Source organism: Halopseudomonas laoshanensis, from assembly GCF_008365385.1.
GTDB classification, from domain to species: domain Bacteria; phylum Pseudomonadota; class Gammaproteobacteria; order Pseudomonadales; family Pseudomonadaceae; genus Halopseudomonas; species Halopseudomonas laoshanensis.
Map to the genome: position 1 here is coordinate 875,340 of NZ_QOVF01000001.1, position 16,167 is coordinate 891,506.

Genomic DNA, 16,167 nt, shown 5'->3' on the forward strand with positions numbered 1-16,167 from the left:
CCTGATTTTATTTCTGGGAACAAGGCGCCAGATGGCGCCCTGTTTATGTCCGCGATTTGACGCTATCGAGTATGGCGCTGAGGTAGGGCTTGTGCTGGTCGATATCCGCGCGACTCAGGCCGTTCATTTCGTAAGGAAAGACCAGCCAGTCTTCGGTGCTGTGCAGACAGAAGTCAGGTTTTAGCGCGGTGCGCCCGGCACCCTGGCGCTGATAAAGCGTAGCAATGCGCGTGTCCTGCGGCATATTGCGCTTGAGTTGCTGGCTAAGCCGATTCAATACGGCCGTCATGCTGTAACCCGTGCCAAAGGCATCGTCCACGATCAGCAGGCGATCATCGTGGTTCAGGTTGTCTAGCAGGTAATGGGTGCCGTGAACCCGTATTTCTTCCTCGGGCGAGGCCACCATCGCATCGTAATGATCCATACCCCGATAGGACGTGCGCAGGGCGATATGGTCAGTAGCTACACCAAGAGTTTGCAAGCATTCCTGCACATAGATGCCGATGGCGCTGCCGCCACGCCACAGGCCGACGATAAAATTGGGCCGGAAGCCGCTTTCATAGATTTGCACCCCCAGGCGAAAGGCATCTTCGATCAGCTCGTTTTCCTGTAGGAACCGCCGCTGCCGTGGGGTTTGCTGAGGTGCTGAGGGCTCTTGCATGACTTGCCAGGATGCTCCGACTGGTGGGACTATGGCGCGAAGTCACAAACGCTAACGGTCTTATGCCAGAGAAACAATACCTCAGCGCACAAAGTTTGCTTGAAGATGCCTTTCATCTCGCCGCGCAGGTGCTCAACTCCGGGTTTCGCCCCACGTTCATGATCGCCGTGTGGCGCGGCGGTGTGCCCATGGGTATCGCCGTTCAGGAATTTCTTGATTATCACGGCGTGCAGACCGACAACATTGCCATTCGCACTTCTTCCTACCACGGAATTGACCAGCAAAGCCGCACGGTACGAGTGCATGGGCTGAATTACCTGGTTAAACACGTCACTCAGGAAGACCGGCTGCTGATCGTTGATGATGTATTCGATACCGGCAGGTCGGTTGCTGCGATTATCGAGGAACTGCGTCAGAAGGCGCGGCTCAATACTCCGAATGACATCCGCGTCGCCGTGCCGTACTACAAGCCAAGCCGCAACGAGGTGGGCTGGGAACCCGATTACTATCAGCACAATACCGATGCCTGGCTAAAGTATCCGCATTCGCTGGAGGGGTTGTCGCATGAAGAGATCAGGGCCAACCGACCAGAGCTATATGCCATTCTGGCGCCGCATTTGAAGTGAGATAGACACAGGTCAGCGGAACTCGGCCCGCTTTTTACCTATCACAACAGAACATGCATCTGTATTGGCTGGAGTTCTCATGACCAACGACCATCAACATCCCGGTGAAAATAATCCGCCTCACAAGCCGCGTCCCAGTGATGAGCCGCCTCATGATCAGTGGGAAGGCCCGCTGGAGGGCGAAGAGCTGAATGAGATAGATCCCGGCAAAATACGCGAGCAACTCGATAAGAAGGACTAAAGAAACCGCTGAGGTTCTTTCGGCCGCGGAGTTCGTGCTGGGCGAGTAGCCCCAGCCAGGTCGCCAGACGGGTAGCCCCACGTGGGCAGCTCCGCGACTGGCTGGCCAGGGCGCGGAGCGATTGGGTCAGTTTCCTTCCCGGCGCAACGCCTGGGGCGAAAAATCCCGGGGGCTCAATTGAGCCTCGAAGTTGTACATCGGCTCGTTGTTATCCAGGCCGTCGACGAAATAGTTGCCGGTCTTCAAGTGGTACAGGGTTTCCAGTGTACTGCCGAACATGGGCACATCGTAATAGTTGATCGGATGGCTTTCCTGTAATCCGATCAACTCACCATTCTTGTCCCGCAAGTCCACCGCGAGGATTTGCCAACTGTCCTCATCGATATAGAAACGGCGCACCACGTAGGGATGGGTGTAGCCGTAGCGCAAATTCGCGTCAACGACCCAAACCCGATGCAGCTCGTAGCGCAACAGCTCTGGGTTCAAGGTCTTGGCCTGGACGATCTGGTCGTAGGGAATGCCCTTTTGGTGAACGGCATAACTGTTGTAAGGCACCAGCATTTCGCGCTTTCCCGCCAACGTCCATTCATAGCGATCCGGCGCGCCATTGTAGGAGTCCACCACGTCGGCAGTGGCCAGGCCGCTGGTATCGGGTTGCAAGGAGTCATAAGCCAGCGAGGGCAGGCGGCGAACCCGGCGGTTATCCGGGCTGTAACGCCAGGCCTTGCGCGTACTGAAGATCTGGTCTAACGGATCCTCGACGACCAACGAAGTGCCAGCCAAGCGAGCTGGCGCGGTGACAGTGTATTTGTAGTGCAGTAGCGTATTGTCGAGCTTGTCCGGCGTCATGCCCTCGCGACCGTAGACATAGTAGATTTGCCGGTCGCGCTTGATCAGGTTGGCATTGCCGTTAAGAACCACTGCCTGATTGTTGATGAAATGGTTCTGGTCGCCGCGGTAATGCAGGATGTGGTTCCAGATCACCTCGGTACCATTTTGCGGGATGGGAAAGGGGATGCCGGCAGCGGCGCCAGTGATGCCGTTGCCATTTTCGACCAGCTCAGCATTCAAGGCGTTTTGCCGGGTTGCTTCATAGACCCGCTCCGGTGCCGCGGCACTGCGGCGTGTGGGAAAGACCCGCAGGTAGTACTCAGGGTAGCGCTCAAGCAAGTCACGCAGCCCCTCGGGTAGCAGGCTGGCGTTCTGTTCGGTGTGCTCGTGAGAGATTTGGTAGAGCACGGCGTCGTCGGCATAAGGGTCAGGGTGGTGCATGCCTGAGCGGTAATGGGGGGGGGCACTGGCTCCACCCGTCCAGGCCGGAATGGTGCCTTCTGCGTTACCGGCGCGTTCCGCCCCCAATGGCGTGAGTTCATTGCCCAGCTGGGCCGCCTGCGTACTGTCAACTTTGCCGTGAGCCTGGGTGACGCTCAAAGCTGCCGCAACGGCCAGCACTCTCAATCCCCACTTCCTGTCCATCGTCTTGCTCCCTGATGACTCACTACGGACACCGATGCGGTCCGTATTTATTTATCGGCTATACGGATCGAAATGCCGCTCAGACGCAAAAAAACCGCGCGGATTGTAGCGCGATTTTTCGCTGCTGTAAGGCGCCAGGAGGCTGGTAAGACGCGAAGCTGAGACCTGCTGCACATTTTGCTTCGGGCGCTGCGCCCCAACCGGACGCTATTTCTCTTCGAACCAGTCGCCCAGGTGGATACGTCCTTTAGCGCTTTTGTTCTTTTTCAACTTTTTCGGTTTCTTGATCAACTGGCCGCCGAGTCCGGTAACGGGGACTTTGTGCTCGGGTTCGAAACCCGGCTCGGACTCGCGTGGCAGCAAGGTTTGCAGCAGCGTTTCTATGGCGGCGAGCTGCCGGACTTCATCCGCGCTGACTAGCGATATAGCTTCCCCATCAGCGCCAGCTCGACCAGTCCGGCCAATGCGGTGGATGTAATCTTCGGCGACTATGGGCAGGTCCAGATTGACCACTACCGGCAGCGCTTCGATATCCAAGCCACGAGCGGCCACGTCGGTAGCCACCAACACCTGCACCTCGCCAGCCTTGAATCGGGCGAGGGCGCGCAAGCGGCTGGGCTGTGGCCGGTCGCCATGGATGGCGTCCGCCTGTATGCCTTGAGCCTGCAGCGCCTCCGCTAGCTGATCGACGGCAACACGGGTTTTCGCAAAGACCAACACTTGGCCCCAGCTGCGCTGAGCGAGCAAGTGGAGAAAAAGCTCGCTTTTGCGCTTCTTGTCCACCGGAATGACGTGCTGGGTAACGGTACGCGCGGCGGAGTTACGCGGGCTGATATCGATCTGCAGGGGATCGTGCAGCAGCTCATCCGCCAGGCTGCGGATGGTCGCGGAAAAGGTCGCGGAGAACAGTAGCGTCTGACGCCGTTTCGGCAGCGTCATGAAAAGCTGTTGCAACTCGTCGGCAAAGCCCAGATCGAGCATACGGTCGGCCTCATCCAGGACCAGTACCTGCAACTGACTGAACTTCACCGCGTTCTGACGATACAGGTCGAGTAGCCGGCCCGGCGTGGCGATGAGCACATCCGTCCCTTTGCGTAATGCCATCATCTGCGGATTAATCGCCACACCGCCGTATACCGCGTAGCTGCGCAATGGCAGTAGTTCGCCGTAGGCCGTGAAGCTGTGCAATAGCTGCTCGGCCAACTCCCTGGTCGGCACCAGGACCAGGGCACGCACGCAGTTGCTGGCGGTCTTGGCGCCTTCCTGGGAGAGCCGTTGTAACAGTGGCAAGGCGAAACCGGCCGTTTTACCCGTGCCGGTTTGGGCGGCAGCCAGCAGATCGCCCCCTTGGAGAACGGCGGGTATGGCTTGTAGCTGGATGGGCGTCGGGGTCTCGTAGCCAAGTGTTATCAGAGTGCGTACGAGCGGCTCAATCAAGCCGAGGGAGGCGAAGGTCATTGTTTGCGGAACCGGTATAGAGAGTCAGAGCAACAGTTTACCCTCTCAAGGTTGTTGCTGCGGCGCGCTTTTGTAGCCCTGCGGCTGTCGCTGCAAGAAAAACGGCCGCAATGCTGTTAGGGTGGGCTCTGCACAATGCTCTGAACTCACGTTCGGGCAGATGGTCTGACTTGAAACCCTTTCAGCATGGACGAGTACAAAATGCATACGCAGCATTTGCGATTACCTTGGCACCTGGCAGCTCTTCTCGTGATTACCACGTTTCTGGCCGGTTGCGGCATCAACAATATTCCAACCTACGATGAACAGGTCAAGTCCGCCTGGTCGCAGGTCGAGAACCAGTATCAGCGCCGTGCGGATCTGATTCCAAATCTGGTGGAAACGGTAAAAGGTTTCGCCCGCCAGGAGCAGGAAACCTTGACCGCGGTTGTCGAAGCCCGCGCCCGTGCAACGTCTATCCAGATCAGCGCGGATGACTTGAATGATCCGGCGAAGATGCGCGCCTTCGAACAGGCCCAAGGTCAACTGACAGGGGCATTGAGTCGCTTGATGGCGGTCTCCGAGCGCTATCCGGAACTGAAGTCGAATCAGAACTTCCTGGCGCTGCAGTCGCAACTTGAAGGCACCGAGAATCGTATTGCGGTTGCTCGCCGGGATTACATTGCTGCCGTCGAGCAGTACAACACCGAGATACGCACCTTCCCAGGGCGTCTTTGGCATAGCGTGATGTACAGCGATATGCCTATCCGGGAAAACTTTGAAGCGACAACCGATAACGCTGAACAAGCGCCTGCTGTGGAGTTCGAATGAGCTATGCATCACCCTTGTCAGTTATAAGGTCGGGCATGAAAACCGCGCTGATCGCGGGTCTGGTGCTGATGGCGAGCACAGTTACGGCGCAGGAATTAACCGTTCCTGAGCTGACCGGCCGAGTCGTTGACCAGGCCGAGATGCTCGAATCTGCTACCGAGTCGCAACTGACCTCGATGTTGGCCAGCCACGAGCAGGCTACCGGCGAGCAGGTTGTTGTGGTCACGGTTCCGGACCTGCAGGGGCGCAGTATCGAAGAGTTTGGTCTGGAGCTCGGGCGTACCTGGGGCATAGGTCAGGCCGAAGAAGATACCGGTGCCTTGCTGATTATTGCCCGCGATGATCGGCTTCTGCGTATCGAGGTTGGCTATGGCCTGGAAGGCCGTCTGACAGATGCCCAGTCTTCGCTGATCATCAACAGCATTATTACCCCGGCTTTTCGTCAGAATGAATTCGAGCGCGGTATCGTTGAAGGTACGACGGCGATGATTCAGGTGCTCGGGGGTGATCCACTTCGCGCTCCGGATGCGCAGCCCGCAGGCAAAGGTGACAAGCCGCCGGTCGGGATATTTATTCTGCTGTTCTTTATCGTCATGGGCCTGATTGGCGGCGGTGGCCGTGGTGGGCGTGGTAAACGCGGCCGCCTAGGCACAGCCATGCTCGCAGGTGCTTTGCTCGGTGGTATGGGCGGCCGTGGTGGCGGTATGGGCGGTGGCGGCGGTTTCGGTGGTGGTGGTGGCGGCTTTGGAGGCGGTGGCGCCTCGGGTGGCTGGTAATGTCCAGGATGGAAAAGCAATGACACTTCTTACGCAAAATGAGCAGCAGCAAGTAGCTGATGCGATCGACCGAATTGAACTGACAACCGATGCCGAGGTGGTCACGGTATTGGCCGCGCAGGCTGATGACTATCATTACATCCCGCTGCTGTGGGCCAGCTTGATTGCCCTGGTCTTGCCGGGAGCGGTACTGCTGCTGACCGACTGGCTGGGGCCGTGGCAATTGCTGCTGGTGCAGTGGCTGAGCTTTATCGTGCTGGCGCTGGTGTTCCGGCTACCGGGAATCATGACCCGGTTGATACCGGCACCGGTTCGATTCTGGCGCGCGGGTAATCTTGCGCGTCGGCAGTTCGTCGAGCAGGGTTTGCATCACACCGAAGGCGATACCGGCATGCTGATATTCGTGTCAGAGGCCGAGCGCTATGTGGAAATACTGGTCGACCGCGGCATTTCTGCGCGGATTGATGATGCGGTGTGGGAGTCGATCATCGAGCGCTTTACTGCGCAGGTGCGCGAAGGCGAAGTGCTCCAGGGCTTTCTAACCTGTATTCAGGCTTGTGGTGAGCAATTGCAGCAGCACGTACCCGCTACCCACGAGCGCAACGAGCTGCCGAACCGCCTGGTGATGCTCTCCTGATCCATTCTCCCTCCTGTTAAACCAGCTAACCCCATGGCGGTTGGCTGGTTTCACTCCCCAGTGTTATTCGATTTGCCCAGCACCCGCGGGAATCCCTTCGCTTATTGTTGTCTTTCCTCGCACGATTAGTTGCGCCAGATGCAATCGTCACTAAAGACGGCGGCTTTTCGGCCGATATTCAGGATAGATGCGCCAGGACACCAGTGTTGCTGTCACGGGCTTTCTGCAAAGCGCATATCCGCTGGGTGATATTGGAGTAACTTCTATGTTTGGTTTTTTCCGCAACATGGGCTTCCGTTGGAAGCTGACATTGCCTCTGGGCGTGCTGGCGGTTCTGTTTCTTGCCCTAGGTATTGTGTCCTACACCGCAGTGATGGATCTGACGGGCCGGCTCAATCGTTTTTCCACGGAGCTGTTGCCGCAGGCCACTACCTTGCTTGAGGCAGACCGTGACCTGTACCAGGCACTGGTGGCGGAACGGGCATTCGTCACGGGCCTTGATCCTGAACAGTTTGCCGATATGACTGCCGCGCATAGCGAGAATATGCAGCAGGCGATTGATCGGGTGAATGCGTTCGCAGCTAGTAGCCAGTCGAGTGAAGGCAAGGCTATGGCGCAGCGCTTCAGTGACGCTTTTGCGGCATGGAAACGCTCGACCGAGGAGGTGGTAAAACTGGCAAAAAGTGATTACGAAGCCGATATGCTGCGCGCTGAAACACTGAGTTTTGGAGAGTCCGACCAACTATTCGGTCGTGCGCGAGACCTGATTGACCAGATGACTCAGCAGATTGATGCGCAGGCTGCTCTGGAAGTTTCCGAAGCACAGGCAGCATCGGCCAAGGACTCTGCCATCGTCACCACCATGACGTTGATCGGGCTGGCCGTTTGCGCGCTGATGATTTTGCTGTTCCCCGGGCTTATTCTGCGCCCGATTCAGGATATTTTGCGGCGCATTGGCGATATAGCCGATGGTGAAGGTGATCTGACCAAGCGGGTGGAGGTCAATTCGACTGATGAAATAGGCCAGTTGGGCACCACTATTAACCAGTTCCTCTCCCAACTGCAGACGTTGATCCGCGAAGTCGCTGACTCCACTCTGCAAGTGGCAGCGGCGTCCGAGCAGATGAGCACCATTGCTGCGCACCAGGATCGCCTGGTCAATGAACAGTACAGTGCAATCGATCAGGTCAGTACCGCCGCGACAGAGATGACCGCAGCCATTCATGAGGTCGCGGATAACGCGCATAGCACCGCAGAGGCTGCCAGCCAGGCAGATAAGCAGGGGCACGCTGCCTCCGAGGTCGTGGGCCAGACCATGAATGCGCTGCGCCGGTTGGCGGCAGACGTTGAAGAGGCTGCCGGGGTGATCAATCGCCTGGAGCAGGACAGTGACAAGATCGGCGGGGTGCTCAGTGTCATCCAGGCGATTGCCGAACAGACCAACCTGTTGGCGTTAAACGCGGCGATTGAAGCGGCGCGCGCCGGTGAGCAGGGCAGGGGCTTTGCGGTAGTGGCCGATGAAGTACGGGCGCTGGCCGCCCGCACACAAGCCTCCACGCGGGATATTCAGGAGATGATCCAGAGCTTGCAGGCAGGCAGTGGTCAGGCGGTGGCGGTCATGCAGCGCGGTGCGGGGCTGGCCTCGCAAAGCGTGGAACAAGCCGCCGGTGCGGAGCGCTCGTTGAACGATACCGCCCAATCGGTAGTACGCATCAATGACATGGCCGCGCAGATAGCGTCGGCTTGTGAAGAGCAAAGCCAAACCACTGAAGAGATCGCTCGTAATATCAGCGGCATTCGCGATCTGTCCAACCAGGCAGCGCAGAGCTCAGAGGAAAGTCGCCAAGCCAGCGAATCAATGGCCAGGCTGGCGGCGGGATTACAGCAGCAGGTAGGTCGTTTCAGAACCTGAGTATTGCTCGTGGTTCAGTGCTTTATCGGCCGGCAGAGCGTGGTCCTGTCTTCAGAGCAGGAGCCACGCCTCTATCGCTGCAGCTTCGCTAGCCGACCCCGAATCTAGCCGTGGCCTTGCAGGGGTTCAACGCCCTGGCCAGCCAGTTCCGGGAAGTCATCGTGAATTTCCAGGGGCTTCACGTTGCGGCGCGCCCCCAGGTATTCAGGCCGTTCGCTCTTCGCGGCGTAAGGTACGCCCAATGGGTTGTCGACACTGTTGTAGACGAAGAACAGATTGGAGCGTGGCCAGGGCGACATATTGCCGTTTGACGCATGCAGCACATTGCATTCGAATAACAGCAGAGAGCCCGCAGGCCCTTTGGGGGACTGAATGCCGCCGCGTTTGCCCAGATCCGCAAGCACGGTTTCGTCCGGCACACCCACTTTCTGCGCCTTGAGCGAGCTCTCCCAATTGGCCTCGGGCGTTTCACCGACACAGGGCACGAACTGGTGATGCGAGCCAGGAATCAGCATCAGCGGGCCGTTGAACTCGTTGTTGTCTGTCAGCATTAGCGACGCACTGACGGCGCGCATGCGTGGCATGCCGTCTTCGGCGTGCCAGGTTTCAAAGTCCGAATGCCAGTCAAATCCGCTGCCTTGAAAGCCGTACTTGTCGTTGATGCGCGACTGGTGGATGTACACCTCGCTGCCCAACAACTGGCGGACCATGCCCAGGATCCGCGGGTCGCGGGTCAACTTGCTGAACCGTTCCGACAGCTCATGCATACCGAATACCGAGCGAATGGCGCCGCTGGCCGGGTCGGAGATGACCTGTTCGGATTTGAGCATTTCAGGGTCCTGAGCCATTTCCTTCAGCTCTTCGAAGAACGGCTGCATGCTTTCCTGGGAAAAGAAGCCCTCAAACCAGAGAAAACCATCGCGCTCGTAGTGGGACAAAGCCACTTCATCCAGCGGGCCATTCCAGCGATGTTGATTGCGCGAGTGCACTACGGGGTCGCGGCGTCTTACCGGCGCGTGGTGTTCCGGCAGGCGGGTGGGGTATAAATCCAACGATTTCGTCATGCGAGTAACCTCCAGGGTTATCTGTTATCTGTCTGTAAGAGCACAGTTCAGCGCCCTGGGCAAAGGTCCAATGATCGCGGGTTGTATTCCGTCAGAGCGTGGCAGCAGAGATTGTTCATACAGGGATGAATCAGGTTGCTCGAAGCGAGCCTTGCTTTAGTACGCGCTACGGATGTTCAAGCTGTCGCGGCAACTGCGCCGCCAGATTGTGTTGCGGAATGACCTTCGCCGTACCCATGCGACATGGGGGGGCTGAAAAAAGTTTCAAGAGTTTTCTTTATGCTCACCCCCGCGTCGTTTCTGGGTGTACGCTTGGCCCCTGAATTTTGCCGATGCCAGCATTGGCTTCAAGCACAACATTGTTAACAGGATGGGCATCATGGGAGAAGCAAAGCGCCGACGGACTACCGGGGAACCAGCACCGCAGCGCGAGAAGCGCAAACACAAACAGTCGCTGCTATGGGGCGGCGGGCTGGTGGTGGTTCTGGCACTCGTCGGGTTAACGGTATACCTGGCCACACCTGGTAGCGGCCCCACTACCGCACTGCCAAGCGTGCCGGAAAACACGCCGCCGTTTCCCGCGGAACTGGATCGTTATGGCGTTGAACTGGGTGATCCGGATGCGCCCGTAGTGGTGCGCGAGTTCGCCGATTATCAATGCCCGGCATGTGCCAGCTTTGCTCGGGTACATGAGCAGTTGCGCACGGACTATATAGATACTGGCAAGGTGCGTCTGGTGTTCTTCGAGCTACCGCTGAGTCAGCATCGCAATGCGCTTCCTGCCGCACAGGCAGCCCGTTGCGCAGGGGATCAGGGTGCCTATTGGGCAATGCATGATCAATTGTTTGCCAGTCAATCCAGCTGGAGTGCGCAGGGTGATCCGCTGAGAATTTTCAACGGTTATGCTCAGAACCTGGAATTGAACGAAGGACGCTTTGAACGCTGCATGAATACGGAGCAGCGCCGCGATCAGGTAGAAGCCAGTGCGGCGATTGCGCAACAGCTGCGAGTGGCGAGCACGCCTACCGTGCTGGTCGATAACATCCCGCTTACCCGGCCAGGCTGGGAGCAGCTGTCAGGGCTGATCGAGCAGCAGCTCGAAGATCAGTAATTCAGTCGGATTGTTAGCTCTGTAGCGGATTGTCGACACCGGGTGATCGCGGTTCCTGGCCAATATGTGACAGGTCACGGGCGACCATGATCACCTCATCGGCAGAGTACAGGTTGTTGATGACAGCCTCGACCTTGGCACCCAGCACAGCCGCGTAGAGTCGTTGTGCACTGTTGTCCGCGCGGGTTGTTATCAAGACATGTTTGAGCGCTGATCCATGCGTCGCCAGAATCGAGCGAACATCCTGCAGTGATTCGCTAATCAACTGTGTGCCAACGCCTTTGCCCTGAAATTCAGTTGATACGGCGATCTGTTCCAGTTCAAGTACCACTTCCGGGCGAAAGCCGCTTTTCTGGGTCCACAGGCAGTAGCCTATACATCGCTCATCATGCGTCGCTATGTAAGCCAATATGCGCGGGTAGGCCACCAGGTTGCATGCCAGCCAGTGATAGGAATTGCGCTGTCGGATAAATGCGTCTTTGTGGATTTCTGCAGCTGCGACCAGATCATCCTGCTGCATGCGGCGAATAATACAAGGCTTCTGACGCATGAGGGTGTTCCATGTTATCTATCCAGAAACCTGCATGGCTCCGGGGTATAAGGTGGTATCAAGAGGGAAGCGCCGGAGAGGCGCTCCCCATGGGTCTAGACTGAAAAGTGTCTAGAGTGAAACGCTAGTCAGCTATTGCCCAGCTCGTGTTGCCGAGCGAGAAACTCTTCCTGCAATAGGGCGTCTTTGACCGCTTTGGGCTCTTCGTCCTGCAAGGGGTCGCTGAGCAGTTTGGCGGGCGTGCCTTTGGCTTCCAGTTTGCCCATCAGGTGCTCCAAGGCATGGCGTGCCTTGGTGGCGGCGCCGTTAACTGCCTGTTCCAGAGATTCGGCCTTGTGCGTGACAGACATGGCCTGATGGCCTTTGGGACGAAGTTCGATCTGACAACGCTTGTCGTCGGTTCCAGCCTTATGCGCATTCTCGTCGCTAAGGTGTATTTCGACTCGGGTGAGGTAATCATCGAAGTGATCAAGTTGGTCGGTGACTGTAGCGCTGACCCATTCCTGCAGCCGTGCGCTGCCTTGAATGTGCTTGCTGTTGACCTGTACCTGCATAGGAAATTCCTTATGGTTATTTACCTGCGCTTCAACGCCTTGCGGCGATCAAAGTTCCCACTTGCGAAGAGCCGACTTTGCGCATTGCATTTGCGACCCTTCCACTGTTCCAAATTGCGCCATCAGCCGGCGCTTGGCAAGCCTCATTCGTTGATCGGTTGATCGTCATCCTGAATGGCGTCTTCGTCGGTATTCATTTCATCACTTATTTCATCGCCCATTTCATCCAGGCCGACATCGTCATAGGGGTTGGTTGTTTCCGCACCCTCGCGCGTGTTCGGCACCTGGGCGGAGCCACCGATCTCAGCTTCTGTATCCGAATCCCGGGTATGCTCGGCTCCGTGATCTGCGGCGTGCTCGTCGGCAAGCGCAGGGGCGGCCATTCCCAGGACGCTGAGCGCCAGGGCGGCAGTGAGTAATCTGAAAGTAGGCATGGACACTTCTCCTGTTAGGCAGCCTGAAGGGGTAATGATGAGTGCATGTTATGGCAGGCTACTAAGTGATAGACAGGCAATCCCCTCGGCTGTTCAGTCTGGCAGTGAAGTTTTAAAAACCCGCGAGCCAATGCCGTATTTTGTTGCTAGAGTTCCTCGCTATCGACCCATCCTGGCAGAGTAAAAAATGAGTATCGAAACCTGGCTGGCCTTTCTGCTGGCGTGCTGGATCATCAGCTTGTCGCCTGGCGCCGGTGCTATCGCGTCCATGTCCAGTGGCCTGAATTACGGCTTCCTGCGCGGCTACTGGACGGCCCTCGGTTTGCAGTTCGGACTGCTGTTGCAGATCGCCGTCGTGGCTGCTGGTGTCGGCGCTTTGCTGGCAACTTCTGAGCTGGCCTTCAGGTTGATCAAATGGTTTGGGGTCGGCTATTTACTCTTCCTGGCCTGGCGTCAATGGCGCGCAGCACCGGTGGATATGCATGCAGCTTCTTTGACCAGACCGGTAGGTCGGCCGCTAAGCCTGGTCATGCGCGGCTTTCTGATCAACGCCAGTAATCCGAAAGCGGTGGTGTTCATGTTGGCGGTGCTGCCGCAATTTCTGGATCTGAGCAGGCCGTTGCTGGGTCAGTATCTGCTGATTGCCATAACCATGGTGGTGGTTGATCTGATCGTCATGGCGGGCTATACCGGCCTGGCGGCGCGTGTACTGGGATTGCTGCGCTCACCGCGGCAACAGCGGCTGCTCAACCGTACCTTTGCCGGGTTGTTTGCCGGCGCCGCAGGGCTTCTGGCCTGCGTCCGTCGGGCTGCCAACTGAACCCTTCGCCGTCTATCTGAGTCTGACCGCATACCATCATCAGGCATGGAGGACACAGATGCTGTTGGTCATTCTGGCGGTCTTTGTTTTACTGCTGACACTGTGGGATGTGTTTATTACGGTGTTCAGTACGCAGGGGGCAGGGCCACTGTCCTATCGTTGGGGTAAATGGATCTGGGCTGGGCTGCTGCACGTGCACCGGCGGCGGCCGATCCATCGGGTACTGTCGCTGGCGGGACCCTTCGTGCTGCTCAGCAGCATTCTGCTCTGGTACTGTCTGATTGGGCTGGCGCTGCTGCTGATTTTCTCGGTGCAGCCCGACTCGGTAGTGCACGGCAGTTCGAATGCGCCGGCGTCGCTGGAGACGCGTTACTACTTCATTAACACCACTCTGTCCGGACTCGGCTATGGTGACTGGGTGCCGTCGGCGTTTCCATGGACGTTGCTGGCAACCATGGGAACCCTGACTGGAACGGTGGTGCTGACGGTCTCTCTGTCCTATGTGTTGTCCGTAGTGTCGGCGGCGATCGATCGCAAGAAGTTGGCGCAGTCGGTTTTTGGCATGGGCGCGAGCGTAACGCAGGTTATAGACAACGCCAGATTGAGCGATCCGCGCGATTCGCTGAAAAATCATTTTCTGACCACTGCGGGAGAGATTGATCACCAGCGACTCAAGCACCTGGCTTATCCGATATTGGCGTATTTTCATGCCACTTCGGTGGATTTTTCTCCAGCGCGTGCTGTGTTGCTGTTGGCGGATACCTGCTTTGTGTTGCAGGTAGCTGCTCCAGATCGGCGCGCGCCAGTGGGCGTGTTGCAGGTAGCCAATAGCAGTATCCACAACTTTGCCCAGTTACACGCTTCCGGGGCGACCGTTGAGCAAGATCCTGATTGTCCGGAACCGTTGCTGGCAGCAGCGGCTAAGCAGGGTGCGGCGATCAATAGTGAGGAATTTAAACAGGCGCTGGGCAACTACCTGCCATGCCGTGCTCGATTACTTGCACTGTGCCGGGCAGATGGTTGGCAGGTAGGCTGAGCCAACGCTTGCCATCTCACCGGGGCAGGGGTTTATCGCGTTGGTAGGGTTGCCCAATTGGGAGCGCTTCAATAGCATGCTGGAACATCAATCAAGAGGACGTTTTAATGTCAAATGAAGGTTACCACGAACCCGTATCCGAGCTGAGCGACGAGACCCGAGACATGCACCGCGCCATTGTGTCGCTGATGGAAGAACTGGAAGCCATGGACTGGTACAACCAGCGCGTCGACGCGTGCAAGGATGCCGACCTCAAGGCTGTGCTCAAGCACAACCGTGACGAAGAGAAAGAACACGCCGCGATGACCCTGGAATGGATCCGCCGGCGCGATCCGGTATTTGATAAGGAGCTACGTGACTGGCTGTTCACCGATAAGGATCTGGCCCACCACTGATCCTGAGTGATGGTTTATTCCATCACCCTGACCGACTCGATGACCGTGTCCAGCACGTAGGCGATACCCGGCTCATCGGCTCGCGGGTTAGCGACGACAAAGCGTTGCAGGCGCAGAATATTGCGTGTGCCAGGTTGATGCTCAAAACCTTCGATGCCTTGGTAAAGCAGCGTCCATTCACTGTCCGAGGTTTTCAGACCTTGAGCGTCGTACGTTAGCTCGCGCACTCGCATACATTGATAATCAGGAATCAACGGGTGTGGACAGGCGACGGTCTGCGCCTGCACCTCCATGAACAGGGTTTCACCCTCACTGCCATAGCGTGTTTGCGGGGTAGCCTTGCCTTGCAATATGAGTTTGCCGGCTTCATCGCTGCTCAAAGTCAGCCTGGGGCTGTGCGGGTGTGCCTCCAGCGCCATTTCCAATGGGGTTTCCAGGTAGGTCTTGATGCTCCCTTCACGGAGCATCAATGGCTGTTCACAGGCCATCATGGTTTGCATCAGATTGCCGGCAACCAGGTCATCACCCTTGATGCTGTAGGAGCCGCTGAGCCGGTTGCAGGCGCCGGACACGTTGATCATGTTGTTATCAAATCGCAGTTGCAACGGTTCGGCATCGCCGCCGAAAAGGTCCTGATTGCGATTGCCATGCTGATCTTCGGCTTCTTCCAGAGTCCAGTAGTAGGCAGGCAGCAGCTCATCAGCGGAGGCTGGGGCAGCGTCTGAATCGCCTTTCAGGCTGGCGCAGCCGGAAAGGGCCAGAGTGGTAATCAATGCGCAGGTAACGGCAGCGGGTTTTGTGAGAAGCATTGGCTAGAGCCCTGTCCTTGGAAGTAAGGGGCAGGATTATAGTACTGAAATACATTGGTTGACAGGCGGCGACTTTGACCAATAAAGCAAGCAGTGGTCGGCAGGCTGCGCGGGCCAGCCAGTAGGGCCACCCGCATCAGCCTCAGAGCAAGATTACATTTGTGATTGCAGGAAATTTTCCAGACCGACTTTATCGATAAGACCTTTCTGGGTTTCCAGCCAGTCGACGTGCTCTTCCTCGGACTCAAGGATGCTTTCGCACAGCTCACGGCTACCGTAATCCGCGACGCTTTCGCAATAGGCGATGGCTTCACGCAGATCCGGTATGGCTTTCATTTCCAGTCTCAAGTCGCAATCGATGATTTCCGGCACAGTCTCGCCGATCATCAGCTTGCCCAGATCCTGAAGATTCGGCAGACCTTCGAGAAACAGAATGCGCTTGACCAGCATGTCGGCGTGTTTCATTTCGTCGATGGACTCGTGATATTCATGGTCACCCATCTTGTTCAAGCCCCAGTCCTGCAGCATGCGTGCGTGCAAAAAGTACTGGTTAATGGCTACCAGCTCATTGCCCAGGATGATGTTCAGATGTTGGATGACCTTTCTGTCGCCTTTCATGACTGCTTCCTCGCGTTTATCAAGTGTTGAGTTTGGTCATCGCTGGCAGGGCTGTCAAATGGCTGTTGGGGTAAATCGTTGAAATACCTGGAGTAATGATTTTGATCCGCATTTGTCGATTTGTCCGGGTCTGGAACGACTGATACTCAGGTAGCGTGTATCAATGCGCAGACCTGATT

19 protein-coding genes are annotated in these 16,167 nt (G+C 57.2%); 10 read left to right on the forward strand and 9 right to left on the reverse strand.

Going from position 1 to position 16,167, the window contains the following annotated elements; translation table 11 throughout:
• Positions 1-43 precede the first annotated feature (43 nt).
• Positions 44-661 (reverse strand): phosphoribosyltransferase, encoded by a 618-nt coding sequence (locus tag DT594_RS04060; RefSeq protein ID WP_149331476.1) that lies wholly within the window; start codon positions 659-661, stop codon positions 44-46.
• Positions 662-723: 62 nt separating this feature from the next.
• Between DT594_RS04060 and DT594_RS04065 the strand changes: the two genes are divergently transcribed.
• Both DT594_RS04065 and DT594_RS18920 read left to right on the forward strand, forming a co-directional pair.
• A complete protein-coding gene (locus DT594_RS04065) occupies positions 724-1,287 on the forward strand; it encodes a phosphoribosyltransferase (protein WP_096345773.1) in 564 nt (187 codons plus the stop codon).
• A 79-nt stretch (positions 1,288-1,366) separates the two neighbouring features.
• Positions 1,367-1,528 carry a hypothetical protein gene (locus DT594_RS18920; RefSeq protein ID WP_178091408.1) on the forward strand — a complete coding sequence of 54 codons (162 nt, stop codon included), beginning with the start codon at positions 1,367-1,369 and terminating at the stop codon, positions 1,526-1,528.
• Positions 1,529-1,654: 126 nt separating this feature from the next.
• Here the strand turns inward: DT594_RS18920 and DT594_RS04070 are convergent, their stop codons facing one another.
• Both DT594_RS04070 and rhlE1 read right to left on the reverse strand, forming a co-directional pair.
• Positions 1,655-3,004, reverse strand: coding sequence for a DUF1329 domain-containing protein (locus tag DT594_RS04070; protein WP_149331477.1), 1,350 nt, complete (start codon positions 3,002-3,004; stop codon positions 1,655-1,657).
• 207 nt (positions 3,005-3,211) lie between these two features.
• Complete coding sequence (gene rhlE1 / locus DT594_RS04075) at positions 3,212-4,462, reverse strand: RNA helicase RhlE1 (RefSeq protein ID WP_149331478.1); 1,251 nt, start codon at positions 4,460-4,462, stop codon at positions 3,212-3,214.
• A 201-nt stretch (positions 4,463-4,663) separates the two neighbouring features.
• Here rhlE1 and DT594_RS04080 point away from each other — a divergent pair, with 201 nt between their 5' ends.
• The 4 genes from DT594_RS04080 to DT594_RS04095 all read left to right on the forward strand — a co-directional run bounded on the left by DT594_RS04080 (position 4,664) and on the right by DT594_RS04095 (position 8,597).
• Entirely contained in the window at positions 4,664-5,272 is a 609-nt protein-coding gene (locus DT594_RS04080) for a LemA family protein (protein ID WP_096345881.1), read from the forward strand.
• Positions 5,273-5,307: 35 nt separating this feature from the next.
• On the forward strand, positions 5,308-6,048 hold the full coding sequence (locus tag DT594_RS04085) for a TPM domain-containing protein (RefSeq protein ID WP_149331479.1): 741 nt from the start codon (positions 5,308-5,310) through the stop codon (positions 6,046-6,048).
• A 19-nt stretch (positions 6,049-6,067) separates the two neighbouring features.
• Positions 6,068-6,685 (forward strand): TPM domain-containing protein, encoded by a 618-nt coding sequence (locus DT594_RS04090; protein ID WP_149331480.1) that lies wholly within the window; start codon positions 6,068-6,070, stop codon positions 6,683-6,685.
• A gap of 265 nt (positions 6,686-6,950) precedes the next feature.
• Positions 6,951-8,597, forward strand: coding sequence for a methyl-accepting chemotaxis protein (locus DT594_RS04095; RefSeq protein ID WP_149331481.1), 1,647 nt, complete (start codon positions 6,951-6,953; stop codon positions 8,595-8,597).
• Between the two features lie 104 nt (positions 8,598-8,701).
• Here the strand turns inward: DT594_RS04095 and thpD are convergent, their stop codons facing one another.
• Positions 8,702-9,661, reverse strand: a complete 960-nt coding sequence (thpD, locus tag DT594_RS04100; RefSeq protein WP_149331482.1) for an ectoine hydroxylase — start codon at positions 9,659-9,661, stop codon at positions 8,702-8,704.
• Between the two features lie 379 nt (positions 9,662-10,040).
• Between thpD and DT594_RS04105 the strand changes: the two genes are divergently transcribed.
• Positions 10,041-10,772, forward strand: coding sequence for a DsbA family protein (locus DT594_RS04105; RefSeq protein ID WP_149331483.1), 732 nt, complete (start codon positions 10,041-10,043; stop codon positions 10,770-10,772).
• Between the two features lie 13 nt (positions 10,773-10,785).
• On the opposite strand, the gene DT594_RS04110 is transcribed toward DT594_RS04105, so the two are convergent.
• From DT594_RS04110 to DT594_RS04120, 3 genes are all read right to left on the reverse strand, one after another.
• Positions 10,786-11,322 carry a GNAT family N-acetyltransferase gene (locus DT594_RS04110; RefSeq protein WP_218574471.1) on the reverse strand — a complete coding sequence of 179 codons (537 nt, stop codon included), beginning with the start codon at positions 11,320-11,322 and terminating at the stop codon, positions 10,786-10,788.
• Between the two features lie 128 nt (positions 11,323-11,450).
• Positions 11,451-11,876 carry an HPF/RaiA family ribosome-associated protein gene (locus DT594_RS04115; protein ID WP_096345780.1) on the reverse strand — a complete coding sequence of 142 codons (426 nt, stop codon included), beginning with the start codon at positions 11,874-11,876 and terminating at the stop codon, positions 11,451-11,453.
• A 143-nt stretch (positions 11,877-12,019) separates the two neighbouring features.
• Complete coding sequence (locus DT594_RS04120; protein WP_149331484.1) at positions 12,020-12,310, reverse strand: hypothetical protein; 291 nt, start codon at positions 12,308-12,310, stop codon at positions 12,020-12,022.
• Between the two features lie 187 nt (positions 12,311-12,497).
• On the opposite strand from DT594_RS04120, the gene DT594_RS04125 reads away from it, so the two are divergent.
• The 3 genes from DT594_RS04125 to DT594_RS04135 all read left to right on the forward strand — a co-directional run bounded on the left by DT594_RS04125 (position 12,498) and on the right by DT594_RS04135 (position 14,561).
• Entirely contained in the window at positions 12,498-13,130 is a 633-nt protein-coding gene (locus tag DT594_RS04125) for a LysE family transporter (RefSeq protein WP_096345782.1), read from the forward strand.
• A 58-nt stretch (positions 13,131-13,188) separates the two neighbouring features.
• Positions 13,189-14,166: a hypothetical protein gene (locus DT594_RS04130; protein ID WP_149331485.1), complete on the forward strand. Its 978-nt coding sequence runs from the start codon at positions 13,189-13,191 to the stop codon at positions 14,164-14,166.
• Positions 14,167-14,273: 107 nt separating this feature from the next.
• The gene (locus tag DT594_RS04135; RefSeq protein ID WP_096345784.1) at positions 14,274-14,561 is read left to right on the forward strand and encodes an encapsulin-associated ferritin-like protein; all 288 of its coding nucleotides are present in this window, start codon (positions 14,274-14,276) and stop codon (positions 14,559-14,561) included.
• Positions 14,562-14,575: 14 nt separating this feature from the next.
• Here DT594_RS04135 and DT594_RS04140 read toward each other — a convergent pair whose 3' ends face one another.
• Positions 14,576-15,370 carry a DUF4377 domain-containing protein gene (locus tag DT594_RS04140; RefSeq protein ID WP_149331486.1) on the reverse strand — a complete coding sequence of 265 codons (795 nt, stop codon included), beginning with the start codon at positions 15,368-15,370 and terminating at the stop codon, positions 14,576-14,578.
• Positions 15,371-15,523: 153 nt separating this feature from the next.
• Entirely contained in the window at positions 15,524-15,988 is a 465-nt protein-coding gene (bfr, locus tag DT594_RS04145) for a bacterioferritin (RefSeq protein WP_149331487.1), read from the reverse strand.
• Positions 15,989-16,167 lie beyond the last annotated feature (179 nt).

What these genes read in the sequence shown, in the direction of transcription:
- DT594_RS04070 (WP_149331477.1), bottom strand. Translation starts at nt 3,004, where the DNA reads ATGGACAGGAAGTGGGGATTGAGAGTGCTGGCCGTTGCGGCAGCTTTG.
- DT594_RS18920 (WP_178091408.1), top strand. Translation starts at nt 1,367, where the DNA reads ATGACCAACGACCATCAACATCCCGGTGAAAATAATCCGCCTCACAAG.
- DT594_RS04085 (WP_149331479.1), top strand. Translation starts at nt 5,308, where the DNA reads ATGAAAACCGCGCTGATCGCGGGTCTGGTGCTGATGGCGAGCACAGTT.
- DT594_RS04060 (WP_149331476.1), bottom strand. Translation starts at nt 661, where the DNA reads ATGCAAGAGCCCTCAGCACCTCAGCAAACCCCACGGCAGCGGCGGTTC.
- DT594_RS04080 (WP_096345881.1), top strand. Translation starts at nt 4,664, where the DNA reads ATGCATACGCAGCATTTGCGATTACCTTGGCACCTGGCAGCTCTTCTC.
- rhlE1 (WP_149331478.1), bottom strand. Translation starts at nt 4,462, where the DNA reads ATGACCTTCGCCTCCCTCGGCTTGATTGAGCCGCTCGTACGCACTCTG.
- thpD (WP_149331482.1), bottom strand. Translation starts at nt 9,661, where the DNA reads ATGACGAAATCGTTGGATTTATACCCCACCCGCCTGCCGGAACACCAC.
- DT594_RS04130 (WP_149331485.1), top strand. Translation starts at nt 13,189, where the DNA reads ATGCTGTTGGTCATTCTGGCGGTCTTTGTTTTACTGCTGACACTGTGG.
- DT594_RS04135 (WP_096345784.1), top strand. Translation starts at nt 14,274, where the DNA reads ATGTCAAATGAAGGTTACCACGAACCCGTATCCGAGCTGAGCGACGAG.
- DT594_RS04090 (WP_149331480.1), top strand. Translation starts at nt 6,068, where the DNA reads ATGACACTTCTTACGCAAAATGAGCAGCAGCAAGTAGCTGATGCGATC.
- DT594_RS04115 (WP_096345780.1), bottom strand. Translation starts at nt 11,876, where the DNA reads ATGCAGGTACAGGTCAACAGCAAGCACATTCAAGGCAGCGCACGGCTG.
- DT594_RS04095 (WP_149331481.1), top strand. Translation starts at nt 6,951, where the DNA reads ATGTTTGGTTTTTTCCGCAACATGGGCTTCCGTTGGAAGCTGACATTG.
- DT594_RS04105 (WP_149331483.1), top strand. Translation starts at nt 10,041, where the DNA reads ATGGGAGAAGCAAAGCGCCGACGGACTACCGGGGAACCAGCACCGCAG.
- DT594_RS04110 (WP_218574471.1), bottom strand. Translation starts at nt 11,322, where the DNA reads ATGCGTCAGAAGCCTTGTATTATTCGCCGCATGCAGCAGGATGATCTG.
- DT594_RS04125 (WP_096345782.1), top strand. Translation starts at nt 12,498, where the DNA reads ATGAGTATCGAAACCTGGCTGGCCTTTCTGCTGGCGTGCTGGATCATC.
- DT594_RS04065 (WP_096345773.1), top strand. Translation starts at nt 724, where the DNA reads ATGCCAGAGAAACAATACCTCAGCGCACAAAGTTTGCTTGAAGATGCC.
- bfr (WP_149331487.1), bottom strand. Translation starts at nt 15,988, where the DNA reads ATGAAAGGCGACAGAAAGGTCATCCAACATCTGAACATCATCCTGGGC.
- DT594_RS04120 (WP_149331484.1), bottom strand. Translation starts at nt 12,310, where the DNA reads ATGCCTACTTTCAGATTACTCACTGCCGCCCTGGCGCTCAGCGTCCTG.
- DT594_RS04140 (WP_149331486.1), bottom strand. Translation starts at nt 15,370, where the DNA reads ATGCTTCTCACAAAACCCGCTGCCGTTACCTGCGCATTGATTACCACT.